The sequence below is a fragment of the Actinoplanes sp. NPDC051494 genome (assembly GCF_044454705.1).
Taxonomy (GTDB): Bacteria; Actinomycetota; Actinomycetes; order Mycobacteriales; family Micromonosporaceae; genus Actinoplanes.
Genome location: NZ_JBITDZ010000011.1, coordinates 306,010 through 329,134, shown reverse-complemented (window position 1 = coordinate 329,134; position 23,125 = coordinate 306,010). Strand labels below are relative to the sequence as shown.

Genomic DNA, 23,125 nt, shown 5'->3' with positions numbered 1-23,125 from the left:
GCCCAAGCAGGCCAGCCCAAGCAGGCCAGCCCAAGCAGGCCAGCCCAAGCAGGCCAGCCCAAGCAGGCCAGCCCAAGCAGGCCAGCCCAAGCAGGCCAGCCCAAGCAGGCCGACCCACGCGGTCAGGCTCAAGCGGACCGACCCCAGCAGGCCAGCCCACGCGGTCAGGCTCAAGCGGGCCGACCCCAGACGGCCGACCGGCAGATTCAGGCCAGCGAGGTCAGGTGGAGGCCCGGCCGCGCGAGCGGTGACATGTCCGTGGCGGACGGACACTGTTGTCGTCGGCCGCAGCGGAAGGATGGAACGCTGCGACCGGGTGGCTGCCGTCAGGGACGGTTGTGCTCGGCAGCCTTCCGCTCGACACGGCCGGTCCGGCCGTCGCATCGGGGAGGATCCGACGGCAGAACATGGACGCCTGCGGTGCGGTGAGCCGACCTCCACCCAGCGCAGCTCCTCCTCCAGACACGGTTCAGCTCCGCTGGATGACGGCTACGACACCGCGATGCTGGTCATGCGGGCAGACAACCTGCGCGAAGCCGGCGGGCGGTTGTCAGGCGGCAACAATCAGGCGGCGACAATGAGGCGGAGAGGCTGGTCGCGGAGAGCAAGCGCCAGCAGGAGACCGAGGCGTGGGCCCGCAACCTTAGGCGGCAACCGTCAGGTGGCGGCCGTCAGCCGGTGGGCGTAAGGCGGTGACCGGCTCGGCTATGCGGAACCCGCGGGCGCGAACGGCGTCGGCGACCCTGGTGAGCTGGGCGTCGAGATCGCACAGGGCCGCGGAGAGCTCGGCGATCTGGTCGGTGAGGGCGGTGTCATCCCAGCTGGAGACGTCGACGTCCCCCAGTGCGGTGCCGGCGGCGCGGAGCGCCCCAATGGCCTCGTTCGAACTCATGTTCGAATCCTAACAGGATCGATCACCGGCCGCAGCTTCCTCACCCGATCAAGCGACCGAAAAGTGATCAGCGGTGCGGGCCGGTGTCAGGTGGGTGGGAAGCCGTGGGCGCCTGCCAGCCCGGAGGTAACGCCTGGCGGAATGTCTCGGCCGCGTCCGGCGGGGTGGCCGCGGCGGCTACGAAGCCGTCCGGGCGTATCAAGTAGAGGGTGTCGGGGCGCAACGTCGTGCCGGGGGCCGCGGGGAAGGCGAAGACCGGCAGGCCCAGGTCCGGTGGCGGCGCTGCTGGGCCGTACGTGTGGATCTGCCAGTCGGCCGACCGCAGCGCCGCGAAGTTGTCGCCTGTCCAGGGCAGGCGACGGCCGATGACCGGGTCGCGGGGTTCGGCGGGGAGCATCGGGTAGCGGATGCGGATCTGGGACACGTACTGGAAGAGGCGGGAGCCCGCTGACGAGCCGGGCAGGGCGCGCGCTCCGAGCGGGGCGATCAGCGGCACGAGGGCTCGGCGGAGGATCTGGGCTGTTCGGCGTTCGGAGGTGATCAGGCCGAAGAGGCGGTCCGTCGTCGCGACGAGGGTGCGGGCGACCGGGCGGCGCTCCGCCTCGTAACGGTCGAGCCAGCCGTCGCCGGCGCGGCCGTGGATGACGTCGGCGAGTTTGCCGGCCAGGTTGTGGGCGTCCTGCAGGCCGGTGTTCATGCCCTGGCCGCCGACCGGCGAGTGGACGTGTGCCGCGTCGCCGGCGAGGAAGAACGGGCCGTCGCGGAAGGATGCCGCGACCCGGTGATGGACGCGGTAGGTCGCGAACCATCGGGACTCGGCGTAACTGACGGCGAAGTGGCGTTGGATGCGATCACGCGCCTCGTTCTCGGCCACAGCGCCGGCGCTGCCGGCGAGAGCGCCGTGGACCACGCCGATGAGTCGCCAGTTGCCGTCGCCGCTCATCGGGAAGCCGATGAGGAAGTCCTGGCCGCCGGGGCGCACGTTGATCGCGTCGCCGACCAGGCCGTCGACGCCGGTGGCGTCGATGACGTAGAAGAGGTGGGGGTTGGTGACGCCGTCGAACGCGATGTCCCGGGACCGGCGGATGATCGAGTTGGCTCCGTCCGCGCCGACGCAGTACCGGGCGCTGACCGTGGTCTCGCCGACGGCCGCGGTCAGCCCACCGGGGATCGGGGTGACAGCCGAGACCTGCTCGCCCCAGCGGACCGAGCCGCCGAGGGCACGCAGGTTGTCATGCAGGATCTGTTCGTTGCGGCTTTGTTCCAGGACCTCGATCCATGGGTACGGGGTGAGCCCCTCCCCGAGCGGCCCGAGTGGCACCTTCCCGAAAGAGCGGGGGCCGAAGCCCGGTGCCAGCGCCCCGGCCCGGTGTGCTTGCCCGAGCACCTGGTCGGCGAGGCCGAGCTGGTCGTAGATCTCGATGCTGCGAGCCTGCACGACGAGCGCGCGGGACTCGCGGGACGGCCCGGGCTTGCCGTCGGCGATGACGACCCGGACCCCGAGTTTGAGCAGCCAGTTCGCCAGCATCAGCCCGGTGGGGCCGGCGCCGGCCACGAGAACGTCGCAGTCGAGGTCCGGGGCGGTCATGTCAGCTGCTCAGACCGGCCACGTTGCGCAGCAGCAGCGCCTCGGCGAGGCAGACCCGGGCGAACTCGCCGAGGTGCAGGCTCTCGTTGGGTCCGTGCGCGGCGGCGAACGGGTCCTCGACGCCGGTGACCAGGATCGCGGCCTGCGGGAACAACTCCTGGAACGTGGCGATGAACGGGATCGAGCCACCCACGCCCATGTCGACCGGCGCCGTTCCGTCCCACGCACTGGCGAATGCCGCGCGGGCCGCGTCGAACGCCGGGCCGGTCGCGTCGATCACGCACGGCGCCCCGCCGCTCTCCAGCGTCACGTCGATGGACGCGCCCCACGGCACGTACTTCTCGAGGTGGGCCCGAATCGCCTCGTAGGCCGAGGTGGGGTCGTCGCCGGGAGCGAGCCGGACGCTGAGTTTGGCCTTGGCCTTGGGCACCAGGGCGTTGGGGGCCTCGTTGGTCCGGGGTGCGTCGATGCCGAGCACCGAGATCGCCGGCTTGGTCCAGATACGGTCGGTGAGCCGGCCCTCGCCGATCAGCTTGACGCCGTCGAGGATCCCGGCCTCGTGGCGGAAGCGGTCCTCGGGGTAGTCGACGGTCGCGTCCGCACGGGCGGCCAGCCCGGAGACGGCGACCTCACCGTTCTCGCCGTGCAGGGTGGTGATGAGCCGGGCGAGCACGGTCAGGGCGTCGGGCACGGGGCCGCCGAACATGCCGCTGTGCACGGCGCTCTGCAGCGTGCTGACCTCGACGAAGCAGTTGACCAGGCCGCGCAGGGAGGTGGTCAGGGCCGGCACGCCGATGTCCCAGTTGCCGGAGTCCGCGATGACGATCACGTCGGAGCGCAACAGCTCCTTGTGGGTCTCGAGCAGGTCGTCGAGCGACTCGGAGCCGAATTCCTCCTCGCCCTCGACGAAGACCACCACGCCGACCGGCAGCGCGTCGCCGTAGGCCCGCAGCGCGGCGACGTGCGCCATGACACCGGCTTTGTCGTCGGCGGCACCGCGGCCGTAGAGGCGTCCATCGCGCTCGACGGGCTCGAAGGGGTCGCTGGTCCAGAGGCTGGGGTCGCCGGCGGGCTGGACGTCATGGTGGGCGTACAGCAGGACGGTGGGTGCACCCGCGGGCGCCGGCTTGTGGCCGATGACCGCCGGCTGACCCGTGCCGCGCACGATCTGCACCTCGAGGCCGCAGCCGCGCAGCAGCTCGGCCACGGCCTCCGCGGACCGCTCGACGTGCGAGTGGTCGAAGCCGTCGAACGCGATCCCCGGGATGCGGACGAGTCGCTCGAGGTCGGCGCGGACACCAGGCATTTCCCGCGTGATCGCGGTGCGCAGTTCGTCTTCTGAGAGGGTCATGACCCCGATCCTAAGCCCCGTGCCAGGGGCCGGATCGGGGTCGCCGTCTCAGGCCGGCGGGTCCTCGTCGCGCCGGCGGCCGGAGGTGGAAGCCCAGTCCCGGGCGCCCCGCGCGGCTGATCCGGCCAGGTCGGCGGCGCCGTCCCCGAGCTTGCGCAGCAGCCCCACCAGTGGGTCCTGCGAGGTGGCGAACGTCTGACGGTAGGAGTCGGCGGCCGCCTTGACGTCCTCGGTGACCGAGGCGTTCCCGTCGGAGTCACGGCGCGGGTAGTCGCCGCCGAGAATCCGGGCGTAATCCCCGGAGTCGACCCATTTGCGCAGCTCGGAAGCGCGCGCCACGGGGACGGGGTGGCTGCTCCACGCGGTCATGCCGAACTTGTGGATGCTGTCGCGCAGGTCACCACCGCTCTCGTACTCGGCGGCCTGCTCCAGGAACGCGGCGGTGTCGATCTGCGAGAGGTCGCCGCCACCGGCCAGTTTCATGAGCAGTCGCGTCGAGGCGGCCGGATCCTGCCCGGCCAGCAGGCCGGCGCGGTCGGCGGAGAGCTCGGCCTTGCGCCACCACTCCATCATCGCGGCGATGATCCCGCGCAGCGCGATGGCCCCGACCGGGAGCCAGCTCACGTTGGCGGCCCAGCGGGTGAGGATCATCATGATCGTCTTGTAGACGGCGTGCCCGCTGCGCACGTGCCCGATCTCGTGCCCGAGCAGCGCCCGGAGCTCGTCGTCCTCGAGCTTCTCCACGGCGGCGGTGGTGATGACGATGAACGGCTTGTCCAGCCCGATCGCCTGACCGTTGATCAGTGGATCCTGGGTCACGTAGAGCTCGGGCAGCTCAGCGACGTCCAGCGTCGCCGCGGCCTCGGTGAAACGCTGATAGACGCGCGGATACTGCCGGTGATCGACCCGGATGGACCCGGCGAGGAACTGCAGGCGGAACCCGCGCTCGTTCCACATGCCGAAGAAGGCCTTCACCACGTCGTCGAAGCCACGGAGCTCCCGCAACGCGGTCAGCGCCCCACGGTCGGCGGGGTGCTCCCACGCACGCGAACTGATGCCGGTCAGCGTGACGCGTCGCCGCGCCGGCCGGGTGTCGTCTTCGGTCGTCATCGTCCGTCCCCGTTCCCGCTGCTCACACAGCTGATCGTGGCCCTACCGCCTACCGCACTTCATACCCCTCGCCGGCGCCTTCCGCAGCACCGTCGACCAGCAGATCCACGTGCGCGGCGGTCGCCTCCGCGGCGAAATGCTCCTGCTCAGCGGCATGCCACCGCTCAAGGTACCGCCGGAAGGCAACATCCTGGCCCCCGTCATCCTGGCCGCCGTCATCCTGGCCCCCGTCGCGGGTCAGGACCCGTTGCCACCGTAACTCCGCGGGAGCATCGACGAAGATCGAGAACGAAAGTTCCGGCCGGATCAGCCTGCGTGCGGACGTCACCCCTTCGATGAGTACGGCCGCAGCGGGCTCGACGGTGACCGGAACGCCCCCGAACGCCCCGCGATGCCAGAGGTAACGCTGGTAGGTGGCGCGCCGCCCGTGCCGGAGCGGGGCGAGCACCTGTTCCTCGAGCCGGGACCAGAACGTGAACTGGTCGTCCCAGCCGTCCAGAAGGTCGTCGGTGTGCACCACCGGCACATCCGCGGCCCGGGCGAGCCGCCGCGCGAACCAGCTCTTGCCCGCGCCGCTGGGGCCGTCGACGGCGACCAGCCGCACCGGCCCGAGACGGGGTGCGGTGGCCAGGATCCGGTCGGCGAGGTCAGCGAACCGGGCCATCGGGCGCCCCGGGCGGGATGAAGGGCAGACCGGTGACCGGGCCGGACTCGATGAGCCGCCACAGCGCGTCGGTGTCGAGGTGCTCCTCGACCAGGTCACCGAGGGTGTCCAGGGCGCGCTCGCGCACCTCGGCGAACCGGGTGCCGGGCGCCACCACGAACCCGGCCCGCCCGGCCTGCCGCGCCGCCTCGGTCAGGAACCGCCGCCGGAACTCGTCGGACTCGAAAGCGCCGTGCCAGTGCGTTCCGTAGACCGCGCCGCGGACAGCGCCCTCGGGAGTGCCGTCCGCGTAGCGCAGCAGGGGCTCCGGGGCGCCGCTGGACACGTACCCATGATGGATCTCGTATCCGCTCACCGGCACCTCCCCCCAGACCGTGCCCCGCGACCGGGCGAGGGTCTTCCGCTCGCCGAAGGTGATCGCGACCGGCAGCAGGCCCAGGCCGGCGACGGTGCCCCGGCGGCTCTCCACCTCGTCGGTGATCGTCTCGCCGAGCATCTGGAACCCACCGCAGATGCCGACCAATGGCTTCCCCGAAGCGGCATGCGCGTGCACCGCGTCGGCGAGGCCGGTCTCCCGCAGCCACGCCAGATCGCTGACGGTCGCCTTGGAACCCGGGATGACCACCAGGTCCGCGTCGGCGACCTCGGCGGGCTCGATGGTGAGACGGACCTGCACGCCGGGCTCGGACGCGAGCGCCTCGGCGTCGGTGGCGTTGGAGATCCGGGGCAAGCGGATCACCGCGACCCGCAACCACTCCGTGCCGCGCGGCGCACCGGGCCGGCCGAGCATCGTCCCGTACGCGAGGGAGTCCTCCCCGTCCACCCAGACGTCGGAGTTGAACGGCAGCACCCCGTGCACCGGACGCCCGGTAGCCGCGGTGATCATGTCGAGGCCCGGCCGGAGCAGGCCCAGGTCTCCGCGGAACTTGTTGATGACGAAGCCGTTGACCAGCGCCTGATCCTCGGGGCTGAGCAGGGCGACGGTGCCGAACAACGCGGCGAACACCCCGCCACGGTCGATGTCACCGACCACGATCGCCGGGATCCCGGCCTGCCGGGCCAGCCCCATGTTGACGAAGTCCCCGTCGCGCAGGTTGATCTCGGCGGGGCTGCCGGCACCCTCGCAGATCACCGCGTCGTATTCGGAGCGCAGCTCGGCCAGGGTCGCCCACGCGGTCTCGGCCAGCCGTGGCCGGAGCGAGCGGTAGTTGCCCGCCGTCACGGTGTCGATCGCCGCACCGAGCAGGACCACCTGGCTGGAATAGTCGCTGCCGGGCTTGAGCAGGACCGGGTTGAACCGGATGTCGGGAGCGACACCGCAGGCAGCGGCCTGCATGGCCTGGGCCCGCCCGATCTCGCCGCCCCGCCCGTCCGGCCCGACGACCACCACGGAGTTGTTGGACATGTTCTGCGCCTTGAACGGCGCGACCTTGACGCCCCGCCGCCGTAGCCAACGACAGATCCCGGCGGTGAGCACACTCTTGCCCGCGTCGGACGTCGTGCCGGCGACCAGCAGACCCCCACCCACGCTCATCGCCGGACCCCCATGGCCTTGGCGCGAGCAACGGCCAGGCCGGCGCCGATCGTCAACGCGGCCAGGCCCACCGCACCGGACATCCGGGCGGCGCGGCGCAGGTGACCGGCGGACGGCCGGGGCCCGTCACCCAGGAAAGGCCGCGTTTCCGTACGACCGAAGTAGACGTTGCGTCCCCCGAGCCGCACACCGAGCGCGCCGGCCATCGCCGACTCGCACTGCCCCGCGTTCGGGCTCGGGTGATCGTTGCGATCACGCCGCCACACCCGCAGGGTCTCCCCCAGCCGCCCGCCCACCAAGGGCGCGGCCACGATCGTGAGCAGCCCCGTCAGCCGCGCGGGCACGATGTTGAGCACGTCGTCGAGCCGCGCGGAGACGGTCCCGAAGCGCGCATACCGGGCCGACCGGTGCCCGACCATGGCATCGAGCGTGTTCGCCGCGCGGTAGCCGAGCAACCCCGGCAGTCCCGCGACACCGCCCCAGAACAGGGGCGCGACCACGGCGTCCGAGGTGTTCTCGGCCACGGACTCGACGGCGGCCCGGGCCAGTTCCGGCTCGTCGAGCCGCGACGGATCCCGCCCGCAGAGATGGTTGAGCCGCCCCCGGGCCGCGGCGAGGTCATCCCGCTCCAGGTGACCGGCCATGACGCGGGCCTCATGCCGCAGTGTCCGGCCCCCGAGAACCGTCCACGTCGTGACCGCCACGAGCGCGGCGCGCGCGACCGGCCGACGCTTCGTGGCAGTGGCCAACACCACCCCGGCGACGACCGGGGCACCCACCGCGACGGTCGTGAACAGGGCGCCGGAACGCCGATCGGGCGCATAGATCCGCTTTTCGAGAGCTCCGGCGGCCTGCCCGAAGCCCGCCACGGGGTGAAACCGCCGCGGATCGCCGAGAACGGCGTCCAGGGCAAACCCGGCGACCATCCCCGCGGCGTCCGCGAATGCCCAACGTCTTCCCATCCCGACCACCCTAGTGATCCACCGTCGCGGACCTGGCCGCTGCCTCACTTCGTCCTCCTTTCTCACCTCGCCCGCCCGAGGTTCGCCTGCCGGCCACCGGCTCGCTCACGGAGCCGGTGGCCGGCGTTCTCCTGCCTGCCCGGCACGGCGTCGCGCCGCTTGCCGCCGGACAGGGCCGACCCCGCCATACCAGCGGAGGCCGATCCGCTGGTGTGGCAGAGGTCCCGGGCGGATGGGCGCTCACCGATGAACGCCCACCCGCCCCGCCGTGGGCCGCCGACGCCGGTGCGGGACGCCGACAGGCCACGGCCGGTGGTGGCGTTCCCGCCGCCACCGCGATGTGAAGCGGTCGTGCCCATCACGGACACCTGGTCCTGGTGGGCCGGCCGCCGCCGGTTTGGGGGCCGGCGGCGGCCGGTTCTCGCTGTCCCGCGTTTGCCCGCCTCGTGTTTGCCGCACGGGGCGGGCCGGTGCGTCCCGCGTCGCCACTGGGGTGGCGGGTCGCGGGATCCGGCCGGGTACGGCGGCCTTTCCCGAGTGGCCCCTCAGTGGCTGCTCAGGGTTGGCGCCGCACTGGCACGTCTCCCGGGTATCCGTCGCCGAACGGACCCGTGGGGAGGGGATCACCGCGTGCGGGAGCACTGCGGCGTGGAACAGCGAGGGTGACGGACGGGTGCCGACCACCGAACACCCGTCCGCCTGCCGATGGGGCTTGTTCGCTCACCCCTCACGAGCCCATCGGCGGTCGAGGAAAGTCGTTGGCGGACCCGGCCGCCGCAGGGACGCGACGGCCGGGCACCTGCCACTCGCCCGCACCGGTGCGGGCGATGCGGCGAGTGGCTATCGCCGGGTGGATGCCACGAGGTGGATGCGGAACCACCAGGGCACCCATCCGGGCGGGGCAGGAGACCCGCGCACCCGAGGGCCACGAGCTCCGGCCGCCTGCCCCGGCCCTCCCGGACGGAACCCGGCCGGGTCGGCCGCTCGACCGTGGAGAGACGGTTCCGCGACCTGGTCGGCCAGGAGTCGGCTGGGAGGATCCGGGACAGGGTTCAGCACCGCCGGGACGGGTCACGCCCCCTCGACGGGGCCCGCACCGACAGCCGTTCGTGGTGCCGTCCGGCAGCCGGGCCACAGAGAGCCTCGGTAGCGCCGGGCGGCGGTGCGCACGGTCAGGCCGCGACCGGCTGACGGCGCGGGTTCCGGCCCCGGGCGCGCCGCGGGGCCGGAAGCGGCTCCGCCGTTCCGGCGAGCGCCGCCGACGGCTCGGCCACCGCGTCCGACTCGTCCTCCCCGTCGGTCTCCTCCTGCCCAGGCCGGTCCTGCTCAGCCTGATCCTGCTCAGCCTGATCCTGCTCAGCCTGGTCCAGCTCGGGCTGGTCCGGCCCGGGTTGATCCTGCTCGGCCGGTTCCTCCGCGGGGAGGGCCGACGACAGGATCAGCTGGGTGTCGAACGGCTCGAAACCACCGCCGCGCAACGCCGGCACGGCTTCGAGCGGTGCGAATGCCGGGTCCTCGAACATGGGCTCGTCGGCCTCGGGCACGCCGTCGCCGTAGATCGCGGGCGCCTCGTCCTCCGAGATCACGGCCACGGACTCACCGCGTACCCGGTCCAGGGCCTCCGGGGTCTCGACCGCGGCCGTCCCGGCGGTCTTGGCGCGGAAGAACTTGCCCCGTCCCCGGGCCAGGTCATGACCGACGGCGGCGGCCTCCATCTCGTACGACGTGCGCAGGTTGCCCTCCGAATCCGTCCAGTCCCGCGTGTACAGGCGCCCCGAGACCACGACCGGGTCGCCGACCGTGACCGACGACGCCACCCCCTCGGCGAGCCGCCGCCAGCAACTGACCCGGACGCGCAGGTGGTTGCCGTCCACCCATCGACCGGTCTCCCGATCCAGCCGGCGCGCGTTCGAGGCGACCCGGAAATTCGCGACGAGCGTGTTGGAGTTGGCCGTCCGGCGCCACTCGGGCGCCGTGAGCACGTTGCCGATCACGACAATGTTGGTGTCGAACATCGCTTCCCCTCAATCGGTAGAAGTTCGTGGGGTGAAGCGTGCCGCGAACCCCGGACCAGCACCGGAAATCCGGTTCCGGGCTGTGGACGAGGAGACATTGGGGAAAACCCCACTGCCGCGATTTGATCTGCTATGGCGCGCGGACGCCCGTACGTGGGTAGCCTGACGGTGTGGAGACCGACGTACTGGGCCTGCCGTACGAGCGGCACACCATCGACCTGGGAAGCGACGACGAAGGCGAGGTCGTGGCGACGCTCATCCGGCGCCGCGGTGACACGCCGTCGCGGCGGGCGGTGCTCTACGTACACGGCTTCGTGGACTATTTCTTCCAGACCCATCTCGCCGACTTCTTCATCGAACGCGGCTGGGACTTCTACGCCCTCGACCTGCGCAAATACGGCCGGAGCTTGCTCCCCCACCAGACGCCCAACTTCGCGCGCAGCCTCACCGACTATTTCCCGGAACTGGACGAATCCGCTCGTATCATCCGAGAACAGGACGGCCACGACCAGCTCCTGGTGGCCGGCCACTCCACCGGCGGCCTGATCACGTCGCTGTGGGCCCACGCCCGAGGCAATGAAGGCATCGTCGACGGCCTGTTCCTCAACAGCCCGTTCTTCGACTTCAACGTGCCGTGGCTGCTGCGCCGGCCCCTGATGAACGTCGTCGGGCGCACGAGCGGGCGAAACCCGTACCGGGTGCTCCCCATGAACGCCCTGGGCCTTTACGGACAGAGCCTGCACAGCGAACACCGCGGAGAATGGAACTACGACCTCAACTGGAAGCCGCTGACCGGCTTCCCCGTGCGTACGGGATGGCTCGAAGCGATCCGCCGCGGCCAGGCCCGCCTGCGCGCCGGGCTGGCCATCACCGCACCCGTTCTGGTCGCCTGCTCGACCAAGACCTTCCGGGGCAAAGCCTGGACCGAGGACGTACGCAGCGCCGACGCGGTCCTCGACGTCGACCACATCGTCAGATGGGCCCCCCGCCTCGGACGCCGCGTGACGATCGCCCGCTTCGACGGCGGCATGCACGACCTGACACTGTCGGGCAAGGAGGTACGCACCGAGGTGTTCCAGGAGCTCGGCCGCTGGACCGACGCTTTCGTGCCGCCGGTGGGGACACCCGAGGTCGAGGTGCCGCCCGCCCCTGAGGACAGGGCCGGCCTCGGCACCGGGGAGAAAGCGGACACCACGACCGCCTGACATCCGGCTCGCCATGGAGCCGACGAAACTCTAGGATATGCAGGCCAGGCGCTCGTAGCTCAGCGGATAGAGCAACGGACTTCTAATCCGTCGGTCGCAGGTTCGAATCCTGCCGGGCGCGCCTTCTCCCTCGCTTGCAGGTCAGGCCGCATCTCAGCAGAATGCGGCCTCATCGTGGCACCGATCGCTTTGCGACAGGCGACGGACGGCTCCCGTAAGCAGCTCTACATGTATTCGGCACGGAACAGCTTCCTGGCCAGGACCTCGGGCTCGGCGCCCCGGATGATGGCGGTCGGCGACGAACCTCGGTGGTCGGCCCCGTAGTCGACCAGGCACCGTGCGACGCGGTACCGCACTGCTGGATTGGGATCGACCAGGGCCCGATCGAGCCAAGTCTCGCATCGATCCGGTCCTACTGACTCAGGTTCGCGGCAACAAGCCGCCGTCGCGGCGTAGGCATAGTCGGACTGCAGGATCAGATCGCGCTCCTCACGAAAGTCCGCTTCGAATCGATCGAACAGCCTTCGCACATCCGGCGCAGCATCCGCCAGCAGGATAATGGCCGCCGCCTTGGTGTCTCCTGTTTCGTTGCGTGATGCCAGTTCCACCAGAGGCATTCCACGGAGGATCTCCTCGCGTACGCGAGCCTTCAGTGAAGATTCATCAGCGATATTGTTGTGCGGGTTCATGACGCCATCCACCTGGGCGATGGTGTCGAGAAGCTGAAGAACATAAGGCTTCCACTGGAATTCATTGACGGACTGCATCGCATACAGGATCCGGACCGATGGCACCGTGACTTCCTCCACCGCGACCGCGGAATAACACAACATCTCATGTAGAGCGTACGCTGCTTCCGCAGCAGCTTCGCCGTCCACTGCCCGGCGGAGATTATCCAGCTGGAGAGGGATTGCTCTAGCCGATTCGGGATCAGCCAGAGCAGCCCAATCCACCTCAGGCAGCTCCACCGTCAGACTCCATTCCGTCAAAAATCAATACCCAGATTCTTCAGCATGGGATTACATTTACTGGCACAAGGTGCCGCAGGCGTTCCGTGCTGCGCTGCCTTACTGCTCGTCTGATTGAACACCATCACTGTCCTCATGGAACCACCGCGAACCGCGTTCTGCGCCTGTGCCACGCTTGCGCCGCTCTTCACAGCATCTTCGTACGAGCTCAAGAGACAACCAACTTCGGAGCAACCGTAGTGGCTACGCTCACCGATCGCTTCCACAAACCCTTCCGGAAGGTCCGCCTTGTCGCGATCCTGGTTGTGCGATCGGTAGACCTTGCCCTGGGCATTGGTGTACTCGGAAGCGTACTGCACCGACTTGCGCCCAGCCTGCGGTCGAAGGCTGTCGGCGTACGCGCTCAGCGCATCACCGCAGTTGTTGTTGTGGACGATTACCGCGGTGTCATTTGCGAATACGTAGTACGTGTGGATGTCGTCGACGGTGAGGTCGCGCATCTCGCGAGAGCCGACGGAGAGCTTGACCGCCTTGACGCGGGCCAGGCCACCGGACTTGGTGCGGAGGGTGTCGCCTCGTTTGAGGTCCTTGGCCTCGACCCAGCGCTTGGTGTTCTCGGCCCAGAACGGGTGGTTCTGGGTTGCCTGGATGGTCGAGGTTGTTCCGTCGGCCTGCTCCACCATCACGTCGGCGAAATCGTGGTCGGTGTTGCGGTGCAGCTGGGTCACCGGCTCGGCGGTGGTGTCGCCGGTGACCGGGTCGGTGGCCTGGACCTCGTCGCCGATGTTGACGTCTTCGATGGGGCGCGTCGATCCGTCTGCCATCAGGACAGCGGTGTCGGGGGCGAAGCTGTGCGGCCTGACGCAGCTGGTTCCGCCACCCTCTGCGGTCTTGATGGCCTTGTTGCCGCCACCTCCCTTGATCCCGCCGAGCACCGGGATCGTGCCCATTGCGGCGCTCTTCAGGTTGACCTTGTGAGTCGTGGCCAGCTGGTTGAGGACCTCGTCGGTGCCGTTGTCGACCGCTTCGGTGGCCAGGCGGCCGGCGATGCCGGTTCCTACCCGGCTGCCGATGAGGCTGGCTGCCTTGCCCGCGATCAGGGAGCTTCCGCCGCCAATGAGGCCGGAGGCCGCTCCGGTGCCCAGGGAGCCCAGTGCGTCGCCGAGGGAGCCGATGTCACCCTGGGCTGAATCCTTGGCCAGGTTGATGAGGGCTCCGGCGCCGGCCATGCAGCCTACGGCCAGGGCTCCGCCGGTTGCCGCCGTGCAGGCCATGCCGGCCGCGATCGCACCGCCGATGGCCGCCACCTCGAGGATGGTGTCCTTGTGCTCGACCACGAATTTCTTGGTCTTGGATGCCGCGTCCTTGACCGCGTGGACACCCTTTTTCACCGTACGGGCCGCCGCCGCCTTGATTTTCTTTCCTGCTTGTTTGGCCTTGGCGACCGTCTTCTTGACCGCCTTTTTCACCTTGGCGGCCTTCTCGGCGACGAATTTTCGGCCCTGTTTTATCTTTTTCTTCACGACCTTGGTGACCTTCTTGGCCACCTTGACGACCTTCTTGGTCGCCTTCGCCGCATAGGACACTGTGGTCTTGACCGCGGCCTTGGCTTTCGACGCCGCCTTGTGGGCGACCGTGACCGTCTTCTTGGCGACCGTCTTGACCGCCTTGTACGAGCTGCTGACCAGCGACCCGCCGTAGCTGTACGCCCGGCTCGCCAGGGAGCTGCCGTAGTTGTATGTGCTGGAGACCGCCGATGTCGTCGCTCGGTAGGTGCTCGTCACCGCCTTGGTGACCGCCTTGATCGGGTTGGGGATGCCCCAGTGGCCGGTCGGGTCGGTGACGGTGAGGGGGTTGGCGTCGCCGTACTGGTAGCGGTTGGCGTTGACCGAGTCCGGGGAAGGGCTGTTGGCGACCGTGTCGCGGGAGTCGAACTGGCCGGTGTCGGTGTTGTACCAGCGGGCCATCATGTCGACGCGACCGGTTGCCGACTCGGTCCATTCCGACTGGTATCCGAGGGAGCCCAGCATGCCGTTGTCGGCGACCGCTTTGCCCAGTGGATCGTAGGTGCGCGAGCCGGGCAGGGCGGTGCTGTCCGAGCGGAACTGGCCGACGACATCGTCGTGGATGTCGGTCCAGGCGTAGCGGTTGACCGTGCCGGAGGCTTCGCCGATCAGTTCGCCGTCGAGGCCCCGAACATAGTTGGACGTGGCGTCGGCGGCCAGGTCGTTGCCGAGGCCGGAGTAGCGGAAGCCGGTCTTGAGCGCCCGGCCCACCGCGTCGTACGCGTAGGTCTGGGTCGTTCCGGTGCCCTGCTGGGTGATGACCTGGCCGTAGGCGTCGGTGGTGGTCTGGTCGGCGCCGGCTGACCGCAGTGTTCCCCGCGGGGTGTACGCGTAGTTGACGCCGGCCGCGGTGAGCAGCCGGTTGCGCTGGTCGTACGTGAATGTCCGCGCACCGTTTTGGACCCGGTTGCCCGACTTGTCATACGCGTAGACCGTGGTGTTGGTGCCGTTGTTCCAGGACGTGAGCCGGTCGGCGAGGTCGTAGGTGTAGGTGTTGGCGGCCGCGCCGGCGAATCCGGTGGTGGTCTTGGACGTCAGGTTGTCGTTGGCGTCCCAGCCGTAGCCGATCTTCGCGACCGACGCCGACGCCGGGGTGCGCAGTTCGTCGGCGGTCAGGCGATGCAGGTTGTCGTAGCCGAACGTGCGGGTCGTCCCGGTCGAGCCGTAGGTGATCTTGGAGACCTGCGACATCGTGTTGTACGTGTACCGCTGGCTGATCTCCCCCGCGGGGTTGACCAGCGCCGACAGCCGGCCCGCGTCGTCGTAGTCGAACGTGGTCGTACCGCCCGCGTCCACCCGGCGGGTGAGTGCCCCGTCGGAGCGGTAACCGTAGGTGGTGTCGCCGGACGGGCCGGTGATCGACGTGGGCAGGTCGCGGTCGTCGTAGCTGATCCGGTTCATGCCGCCCGGGGCGGAGAAGCCGGTGATGCGACCGTTCGCGTCGTACTCGAAGTTCCGGTCGGCGGTCGGGGCGTCCGCTCCGGTGCCGCTCTGGTGTTCGAGCTGGCCGAGCGTGGTGTAGGAGTTGTTGACCGACACCCCGCCGGGCAGCGTCAGGTTGATGGCCCGGCCGGCCGCGTCGTACGAGGTGGTCCAGGTGCGGTCGGCGGAGTTGGGGTGCGCGCTGGTGGACGGTTCGAGCTGCGACTCGGGCAGGCCGAGCGTGTTGTACATGGTCCAGAACGTGTTGCCGCGGCCGTCGGTGAACCGGGTCGCGTTGCCGGCCAGGTCGTAACCGAACGACGTCTCGATCGCGTCGGACGGGCTGATCGGCTGGGACTCGGCGGTCAGCATGCCGGTCGCGTCGTACGTGAAGCGGGTCGTGGTGCCCCGGGCGTCTGTGGTGGCGACAGGCTTGCCGCTCTTGTCGTACCGCGCGGAGGTGCTGCGTAGCTCGGTGCCGTTGGCGTCGCGCTGCGCGGACCGCACCTCACGGCCAGCGAGGTCGTACCAGGTGCTGCTCACCGTGTTGTCCGGCAGCTTCGTGTCGGTGACCTGGCCGAGGCCGTCGTATGCGTACGTCGTGGTGTTGCCGGCCCCGTCGGTAAAGGCGCGCACCTCACCGGCCGCGTTGTAGAGCGTCGACGTGACCACCCCGGACGGGGAGGTGCGCTTGGACTCCCAGCCGCCGTACCCGTACTCGTAGCTGGTGGTGTAGTTCTCGCCGGTCTGCCGGACCACGTCGGTCGTGGTGACCGGGCGGCCGAGGTAGTCCCACGTGGACAGCTTGACGGCGCCGGTCGGGTCGGTGGACGACAGCAGGTCGCCGGCGAGGTCGTAGCGGTACCTGGTGGTGTTGTCCTCGGCGTCGCGGGCCGACGTGAGCCGGTCGAGCTGGTCGTACGCGTACCGGGTCCGGTTGCCCACCGGGTCGCGGACCGCGATGAGCCGGCCGGCGGCGTCGTACTCGCTGACCACCTCGGGGGTCAGCGCCGTGGTGGAGTTCGGGGCGGTGTACTGCGGGAGGCGTTCCGAGACGACGTTGCCGTCCGGGTCGTAGGCGGTCGTGCTGCGGTTGCCGAGCGGATCCATGGAGTCGGTCTGCTCGCCGAACGTGTTCCAGCCGGTCAGCGTGACCGGGCTGGTGGTGGACGTCGGGCCGGTCGCGGTCTCGGCCTTGACCGCCGGTTCGCTGACCCGGGCCGGGCGGCCCTCCTCGTCGTTGACGTACGTCGTGGTGTCACCGTTCGGGTCGGTCTCGGCGACGACCTGCCCGTCCTGGTCGTAACGGGTCAGGGTGCGGACCACGGTGGCGTCGGCGGCCGGTGCGTTGCGGTCCTTGATCGCGGTGACCTCGGTGCCGGTCAGCGCCTGCTGGTAGGCCTGCACGTCGGAGATGCCGCCGACGAACGGGTCGGCAGAGGCCCCGGCCCACTTCGCGGTGCCGATGGTCAGCGGGCCGCGGGCCGCCCACACGTCGCCGCTGAGCGTGGCGGTGTTGTTCAACGTGCCGTTGACGTACAGCTTCATCTGCTTGGATCCGGCGTCGAAGACGGCGGCCAGGTGCGTCCACGCGCCGAGCGTCGGCGCCGCGGTGCTGAAGACGTTGCGGCCGTCCCAGCTGTCCGCGTCGGCGGACGGCATGTTCAGCGTCCAGCGGTTCTCACCCTGGTGGTACTGCAGGTTGAAGCCGCTGGTGCGCTCGCCGTCCTGGGCGACCACGGTGCGGTTGCGGCCGGTGTTGTCGAGCTTGGCCCAGGCGGTGACCGAGAAGCTGCGGGTGGTGTCCACCGCGGGACCGGTGGCGGTGATGCCGGCGGTGCCGGCGAACGCGGCCGAGCCGTTGTTCGCGGTCGACCAGGTGACGCCCGAGCCCAGGGTCGCGCGGTTGTTGCCGGCGGAGTCGGCCGCGGTGGTGCCGGTGGTCTCGGCGAGCTTCCAGCGGTCCACCGGGGTCAGGCCGGTGCCGGTGTACGCGGTCTCCGCGATCGGATCACCGTCGGCGTTGACCAGGGTCTCGTTGCGGGCGAGAACCGTTCCCCACGAGTCGCGGGAGGTCGAGGCGACCACGTTGTCGTCGTTGTCGTAGGTCAGGCTGGTGGTGCGGTGCAGCCCGGCCGGGTCGGTGTCGGTGCTGGTGACCCGCCCGGCGGCGTCGTAACTCGCCTCGACCCGGTTGGCCCAGTCGTCGGTGGTGGTGCTCAGCTCGTTGCCGGCCGCGTCGTACGTGATCGCCTCGAGGACGAAGTCGTGCGTGCCGTCGGAGCGGGTGGTGCGCGCCGGCAGGTCGTTGTCGAAGTACAGGTAGGACGTGGTCCAGCCCATGGCGTCGGTCTCGCTCGCCAGCCGGCCCGCCGGATCGTACGAGCGTGCCGTGATGACCAGGTCACGGGCGGTTTCCGGGTTGTTCGGGTCGCCGGTCCAGCCGACCAGGGTGGTGGTGAGCAGGTTGCCCTCGGCGTCGTACGCATACCGGGTCACGTCCCCGCCGGGCCCGCTCTCGGTGGCGATGCGCCCGTACTTGTCGTAGTCGTACGTGGTGACGCCGCCGCCCTCCGACGTGGCGGTGCGCTCCTGCCCGTACCCGTTGTAGGTGTGCTTCTCGGTCCGGGCCGGGTCCCCGCCGGTGAGGTCCTCCTCGCGGGTCTGCAGCACGTTGTCGTCGACGTCGTACGTGGTGGTGGTCCGGCTGGTGTGCTTGACGCCGGTGACCTTGTTGGTGACGCCGGGTTCGGTCTCGGTGACCTCCCGGCCGCCCGCGTCGTACGTGTGCGTGGTGACCAGCCCGGACGGATAGGTGTCACTGATCTCGGTCTCGGTCAGCAGGCGGCCGAGCGGGTCGTACCCGAACTTCGTGATCTTGCCGAGGGGGTCGGTGATCTGCGCGATGTCACCGGACGAGTAGTAGGCGACGGTCTGCGCCGAACCACCCGCGGTGACGATCCTCGTGGGCAGGCCGGCCGGCACCTTGCCCCCGCCCACCGCGGTCTCGGTGCCCGCGGAGTAGTCCGTGCGGGTCTCGTGCCCCAGCGGATCGGTGACCGAGATGCGGTTGCCGTAGGTGTCGTAGCCGTAGGACGTACGGAAATTGTTGTCGGTCGCCGACGTCGACCGTCCGTCCCGCACGTCGAGCAGCAGGTCGTTACGGGCGTCCGGGGTCAGGACCGTCGTGGTGGCATCGGGGAAATACGTGTAGTAGACCGACGAGCAGACCTTTGTGGACTGGTTCTGGCAGGTGATGGTCTGCTTGGTGTTGCCGCGGACGTCCTGCAGGTTCTGCGTCCAGATGCCCCGCGGGTTGACGGTCACGTTGCCGAAGCCGCCGACGTCGTACGCGAACTTGGTCTCGTAACCGCGCCCGTCGGTCTGCGCGACCAGGCGGTTGCCGTTGACGACGTCGTAGTTGTAGGTGACCTTCTCACCACCCGGCCCGGTGACGACGACCCGCGACACCGCCTGCGGCACCGGCGTCACCACGCCGTCGACCAGGGTGATCGCGACCGGGGTGGTCTGCCCCGACGCCGTCTTGCGTGCCGCGATCTGGGTGCCGGTCAGCGCGTTCCGGTGGTACGCGACCTCGGCGATCGACCCCTTGAACCAGCCCGCCGTGGCGGTGGAGGCGCCGGGGAAGCCACCGGCCCACTTACCGGCTCCGATCAGCACGTTCTCCGAGCCGGCGTCCTGCAACGCCCCCGCCCGGGTGCCCACGAGGGTGCCGTCGAGATACAGCGACTGGCCGGTCGTGGTGGCGCTCAGTGCGACGTGGTGCCACGTGCCGTCGGCGACGGAACCGGAGGTGGTGATGACGTTGGTGGGCGCGCCGCTCCAGAAGCCGCCGCGCAGCTTGCCGTCCGTACCGATATAGAGCGCCGGGGTCCAGTCCGCGCCGGACGCCAGGTCCTCCATGGTCGCGGACTGGTACGCGTACAGCACCCCGCCGGGACTGGCGGCGTCCTGCTTGAACCACATCTCCACGGTGGCCGGGCCGGTGTGCGGCGCGTCAGCCGGCGGCAGGCCCAGGTACGAGGACGTGCCGTTGAAGGACGCGGACCCGGCCCCGGCGAACGGGCCGGCTCCGCCGAGCGTCACGCTGTGGTAGCGGGCGCCCGAGCCGCCGGTCTGGTCGATCGCGTCGGTGACACCGGTCTCGCCGAGCCGCCAGTAATCCTGCGGCTGGTCGGTGAGCACGTTCGACGCGTACGCCTCGCCGCTGCCCACCATCTGCGGCGCACCCATCGTCCAGGTGCCGCCGTTCTCGTCCGTGACGGACGCGACCTTGCCGGTGGTCTTGTCGTAGCTGACCACCGCGCTGACCCCACCGGTCGGCCGGGTCACCTTGGTGAGCACCGGGTTCCCGGCGGCCCCGGCCGCGCGCAGGGCGGTGACGGCCGCGGCGTCGAGGGTGCGGGTGAAGAACGCGACGTCGGAGACGGAACCGGTGAAGAAGTTCGCCTCGGCCGGCGACTTGCCGGAATCCTCGTGACCGGGCCAGTTGTTGCCGATGAAACCGCCACCGACGACGACGTTGTCGGCGCTGTTCGCGTCGAACCGTGCGATCGTCCCGGCGAGGGTGCCGCGCGCGGTGCCGTCGAGGTACAGCGTCTGCGTCGTGCCGGCGCCGGAGAGCACCGCGTGGTGCCAGGCCCCGTCGGTGACCACCGTGTCGGAGACGACCGGGTTGGCCTGCCCGGTCCAGAACTCGCCGCGCAGCTTGCCGTCCGAGCCGATGTAGAGCGCGGGGGTGTAGTTGCGCTTCGTCGTCGCCTGGGTCATCGACTCCTGGTTGTAACTGAACAGGACCCCACCGGGCTGCGTGGTACGGAACCACATGCTGATGGACTGGTACTGGCTGCCGGCGATCAGGGCGGCGGGCAGCTGGACGTACGAGTTGGTGCCGGTCAGCCCGGCGGACTTGGCGCTGGATCCGGCGAGGCCACCGGGCTGTCCGAGCGTCACCCCGTAATAGCGGGCGGCGTCGACACCGGTCCCGCCGAGTGCCGTGCTGCGGGCGACGGAGCCGGAGGTCTCGTCGAGCGGCCAGTACGAGGAGGCGCCGGCGTTCTGCACGGCCGCCGCGTACCGGCCGGTGGTGTCGTACTCGTACTGCCAGCACTTGTCCCAGTCGACCGGCGAGCACACCGTGGTCAGCCGGTCATCCGCGCCGTACATGTAACGCCAGGTCACCGACGTGTTCCAGTCCCCGGGTGTGACCGGGTCGGTGTAGACCGTGGCCACGTGCGGGGCGGTGGAGCCGGCCGGGGTGGACCAGCTCACCCACAGCGAACGGCCGGACGCACCGATCAGCCGGTACGGGTTCCCGCCCTCGGTGTCGTACAACACGGTCAGCGTGCGGTTGTTGGCGTCGGTGACCGTGGTGAGCCGGTACACCCCGGAGCCGGCGTCGCGGTTGAACGCGTACACCGTGGCGTCCTTGTCGGTCAGCGTGTACCCGGTGACCGTGCTGCCGCTCTTCGTCTCCTTCAGCGTGGCGAACCGGCCCGACTGCGGGGAGAAGCTGCCGTTGCTGTTGCGGCCGAACGACAGCTCCTGGGCGTTCGGGTACGTCACCACGACGGTGTCACCGCGCTGGGTGGCCCGGGTGTCGAGCACGCTGGACCAGCCGGTGCCGAACGCGTTCTGGCGGCGGGTGTCCAGGCTGTTGTAGTTGCGGATCATCGCGACCGAGGGCCCGACGGTGGCGACGGTCGCGTCGGTGGCGCTCGTCGTGTAGTTGCCGATGCTCGGGTCGAAGCCCTTGCCGCCGTTCTGCGAGAACCCGCCACCGATGGTGTTCTGCGGCGGTGCGGTGCTCAACGCCCACATCGGGGTCACCGGGCCCGACGCGACACCGTCACTGGGCTGGACGCTCCACAGGTAGGTGCCGTTCCAGGCGAGCTTCCCGGCCGGGACGGACCACGACGGCGAGGTGGTGGACGGCGAGGTGACCAGCAGCGTGCCGGCACTGTCGTAGACCCGGTAGGTGTAGGTCAGGCCCTTGCCCGGGTACGAGTCCGCGTCGTAGCCCCGGACCATGAGCTCGGGCGTCAGCGTCGGGGCCACCGCGTTGTTACCCGGGTACCGCGCGTTGATCTGCGGCGCGATGTCGTCGGTGTACGTCAGTTCGAGCTGCGGCGCGTAGGTGCCACCGGAGTAGTTCGCGGAGTCGAACAGTTTGTACGCGCTGCCGTCGGCCTCGTCGGCGGTCAGGGCCAGGCCGTCGTTCGTTCCGCCGCTGGTCCAGTCGTTGAACGTGGCCGGGTCGAGCGTCACCGTGACCCACTGCCCGATCGAGCGGCTGCCGCTGATCGTGTTGTTGCACGCGGTGGTGGCGTCCGCGACGGTCAGCGTGCCGATCGGGTCGGAGATCGCCGGTCCGGGATAGCTGCCGTTGGTCAGATTGGCCACGGTCCAGGACGCGTTGACCCGGTGCACCGAGAACGGCAACGGCTGGAAGCACTTGGCGTAGCTGAGATACAGCTTCAGCTTCGCGGTGGTGACCCGCTTGTTCGTCGCGGCCGAGCCGGTGAGCCCGTCCAGGTGGATGAACGAGCGCGCCTTGATCGTGCCGTTGTTCGTGCCGACCGGCAGGTAGTCACCGTTCTGGTTGGTGGTGGACGCGTCGTTGTCGACGAACACGTCGCCGCTGGCGGCCGTGGTGAGCGTCGGATCGACCCGGACCGGGTAGACGCGGGCGGGGTCGGCGAGCCAGGCCCGGTCCGCGTCGACCCGCAGCGCGGGTTCACCCCGGACCTCGATCAGCGTGTACGTGACCGCGTCCGACCGGGTCCGCAGACCGGTCCCGGGGTCGACCCGGGAGTCCTCCATGTAGCCGCGCGGGATCCAGGCGACCACCTTGCCGGCTTTGTCGCGCAGCTGGATCTCGCCGGTGGCGGCGGCGCTCGGTGTCAGCCCGTCCAGGGCCAGCGGGAACGTCCAGGACGACGCGGTGCCCGGCTTGTTCAGGACCAGGGTCTCCTTGAGGCCCACGTCGAGCGGCTCCAAGGTCAGATCAACACCGGGAAGCACGCTCGGGTACGTGGCGACGCGCCCCTTCACCTCGGCGGCGACCGGGGCGGCACCGTCCAGCGTGTACCCGGCCGACGTCCCGCCGGGCAGGTCCAGGGAGGCGAGTTCCTTGCCGGATCCGGCGGTCGCGGCGAGCGACGTGCGCACCGTGCTGGCCCGGGTCTGCCACCGCCCGTCGGAGCGGCGCACGAGCGTGGTGTCGATCGGCGCCCACGTGCCGTCGGCGGCCCGGTAGTTGGTGGCCGCGCTGTGCACCCGCCGGGTGACCGAGCCGTCGGCGTTGCGGTACTCGTCGCTGGTCGCGGTCGCCCGCCCGGCGACCTTCTTGCTGGTGCGGGCGTCGAACACGGGGTCGGGCCCACCGGCGACCGCGGGTTTCGTCTCCGGCTGATACGGCCGGTAGGTGTCGAGAGTGCCCGGTGCCGGTTTCGGCGCGCGCCCACGTCCACCGTTCGCGGCGGTGGCCGCGGCGCCGACCGGCTTCGCGTCCAGCACCGCGGTGCCGTGCCGCTGCACCGGCGCCCCGACCATGGAATGCGCCGCCGACCAGGCCCGTTCGGTCCCCGCCCAGGACCACATCCAGCTCAGCGGGAAATCGCCGGTTTCAGGTACGGCCCCGGGGGGCACAGCCAAGGACAGAGCGAAAACGACAGCGGTAATTCCTGCCGTCCGCCGAAGAGCATGACGCATCGGTGGTGCCTCCCCCGTGATCACCGAACGTGCGGAGTCTTACACGTCCGGTCAGTATCGGGGGATGGAAATTTGTCGCTTTCTGCGAACCGTCGATCATGGACCTCGCGTTAAC

At 70.0% G+C, this 23,125-nt stretch carries 12 protein-coding genes and 1 tRNA gene; 2 read left to right on the top strand and 11 right to left on the bottom strand.

Features of this window, described 5'->3' with window-relative positions; genetic code table 11:
• Window positions 1–643: 643 nt before the first annotated feature.
• The 9 genes from ACIA6A_RS32645 to ssb form a co-directional block, all read right to left on the bottom strand.
• Window positions 644–892 (bottom strand): hypothetical protein, encoded by a 249-nt coding sequence (locus tag ACIA6A_RS32645; protein WP_396101807.1) that lies wholly within the window; start codon window positions 890–892, stop codon window positions 644–646.
• Window positions 893–959: 67 nt separating this feature from the next.
• Window positions 960–2,480 (bottom strand): FAD-dependent monooxygenase, encoded by a 1,521-nt coding sequence (locus ACIA6A_RS32640; protein WP_396101806.1) that lies wholly within the window; start codon window positions 2,478–2,480, stop codon window positions 960–962.
• A gap of 1 nt (window position 2,481) precedes the next feature.
• Window positions 2,482–3,831 carry a dipeptidase gene (locus ACIA6A_RS32635; RefSeq protein ID WP_396101805.1) on the bottom strand — a complete coding sequence of 450 codons (1,350 nt, stop codon included), beginning with the start codon at window positions 3,829–3,831 and terminating at the stop codon, window positions 2,482–2,484.
• 48 nt (window positions 3,832–3,879) lie between these two features.
• Complete coding sequence (locus ACIA6A_RS32630) at window positions 3,880–4,941, bottom strand: M48 family metallopeptidase (protein ID WP_396101804.1); 1,062 nt, start codon at window positions 4,939–4,941, stop codon at window positions 3,880–3,882.
• Window positions 4,942–4,990: 49 nt separating this feature from the next.
• The gene (locus tag ACIA6A_RS32625) at window positions 4,991–5,605 is read right to left on the bottom strand and encodes a uridine kinase (protein WP_396101803.1); all 615 of its coding nucleotides are present in this window, start codon (window positions 5,603–5,605) and stop codon (window positions 4,991–4,993) included.
• On the bottom strand, window positions 5,589–7,133 hold the full coding sequence (locus ACIA6A_RS32620) for a cobyric acid synthase (protein WP_396101864.1): 1,545 nt from the start codon (window positions 7,131–7,133) through the stop codon (window positions 5,589–5,591). The genes ACIA6A_RS32625 and ACIA6A_RS32620 overlap by 17 nt, the downstream gene beginning before the upstream one ends.
• Window positions 7,134–7,135: 2 nt before the next feature.
• Window positions 7,136–8,101, bottom strand: coding sequence for a cobalamin biosynthesis protein (locus ACIA6A_RS32615; protein ID WP_396101802.1), 966 nt, complete (start codon window positions 8,099–8,101; stop codon window positions 7,136–7,138).
• A gap of 62 nt (window positions 8,102–8,163) precedes the next feature.
• A complete protein-coding gene (locus ACIA6A_RS32610; RefSeq protein ID WP_396101801.1) occupies window positions 8,164–8,460 on the bottom strand; it encodes a hypothetical protein in 297 nt (98 codons plus the stop codon).
• An 813-nt stretch (window positions 8,461–9,273) separates the two neighbouring features.
• Window positions 9,274–10,116, bottom strand: coding sequence for a single-stranded DNA-binding protein (gene ssb / locus ACIA6A_RS32605; protein ID WP_396101800.1), 843 nt, complete (start codon window positions 10,114–10,116; stop codon window positions 9,274–9,276).
• Window positions 10,117–10,286: 170 nt separating this feature from the next.
• On the opposite strand from ssb, the gene ACIA6A_RS32600 reads away from it, so the two are divergent.
• Together ACIA6A_RS32600 and ACIA6A_RS32595 are read left to right on the top strand one after the other, a co-directional pair.
• The gene (locus ACIA6A_RS32600; RefSeq protein ID WP_396101799.1) at window positions 10,287–11,321 is read left to right on the top strand and encodes an alpha/beta hydrolase; all 1,035 of its coding nucleotides are present in this window, start codon (window positions 10,287–10,289) and stop codon (window positions 11,319–11,321) included.
• A gap of 48 nt (window positions 11,322–11,369) precedes the next feature.
• Window positions 11,370–11,442 (top strand) — tRNA-Arg (locus tag ACIA6A_RS32595).
• Between the two features lie 103 nt (window positions 11,443–11,545).
• Here the strand turns inward: ACIA6A_RS32595 and ACIA6A_RS32590 are convergent.
• Both ACIA6A_RS32590 and ACIA6A_RS32585 read right to left on the bottom strand, forming a co-directional pair.
• Window positions 11,546–12,289, bottom strand: a complete 744-nt coding sequence (locus ACIA6A_RS32590) for a hypothetical protein (protein ID WP_396101798.1) — start codon at window positions 12,287–12,289, stop codon at window positions 11,546–11,548.
• A 17-nt stretch (window positions 12,290–12,306) separates the two neighbouring features.
• Entirely contained in the window at window positions 12,307–22,947 is a 10,641-nt protein-coding gene (locus tag ACIA6A_RS32585; RefSeq protein WP_396101863.1) for a LamG-like jellyroll fold domain-containing protein, read from the bottom strand.
• Between the last annotated feature and the right edge of the window lie 178 nt (window positions 22,948–23,125).

Bases quoted from the DNA above. Each gene is read 5' to 3' on its own strand.
- ACIA6A_RS32645 (WP_396101807.1), bottom strand. From the start codon at position 892: ATGAGTTCGAACGAGGCCATTGGGGCGCTCCGCGCCGCCGGCACCGCA.
- ACIA6A_RS32640 (WP_396101806.1), bottom strand. From the start codon at position 2,480: ATGACCGCCCCGGACCTCGACTGCGACGTTCTCGTGGCCGGCGCCGGC.
- ACIA6A_RS32635 (WP_396101805.1), bottom strand. From the start codon at position 3,831: ATGACCCTCTCAGAAGACGAACTGCGCACCGCGATCACGCGGGAAATG.
- ACIA6A_RS32630 (WP_396101804.1), bottom strand. From the start codon at position 4,941: ATGACGACCGAAGACGACACCCGGCCGGCGCGGCGACGCGTCACGCTG.
- ACIA6A_RS32625 (WP_396101803.1), bottom strand. From the start codon at position 5,605: ATGGCCCGGTTCGCTGACCTCGCCGACCGGATCCTGGCCACCGCACCC.
- ACIA6A_RS32615 (WP_396101802.1), bottom strand. From the start codon at position 8,101: ATGGGAAGACGTTGGGCATTCGCGGACGCCGCGGGGATGGTCGCCGGG.
- ACIA6A_RS32610 (WP_396101801.1), bottom strand. From the start codon at position 8,460: ATGGGCACGACCGCTTCACATCGCGGTGGCGGCGGGAACGCCACCACC.
- ssb (WP_396101800.1), bottom strand. From the start codon at position 10,116: ATGTTCGACACCAACATTGTCGTGATCGGCAACGTGCTCACGGCGCCC.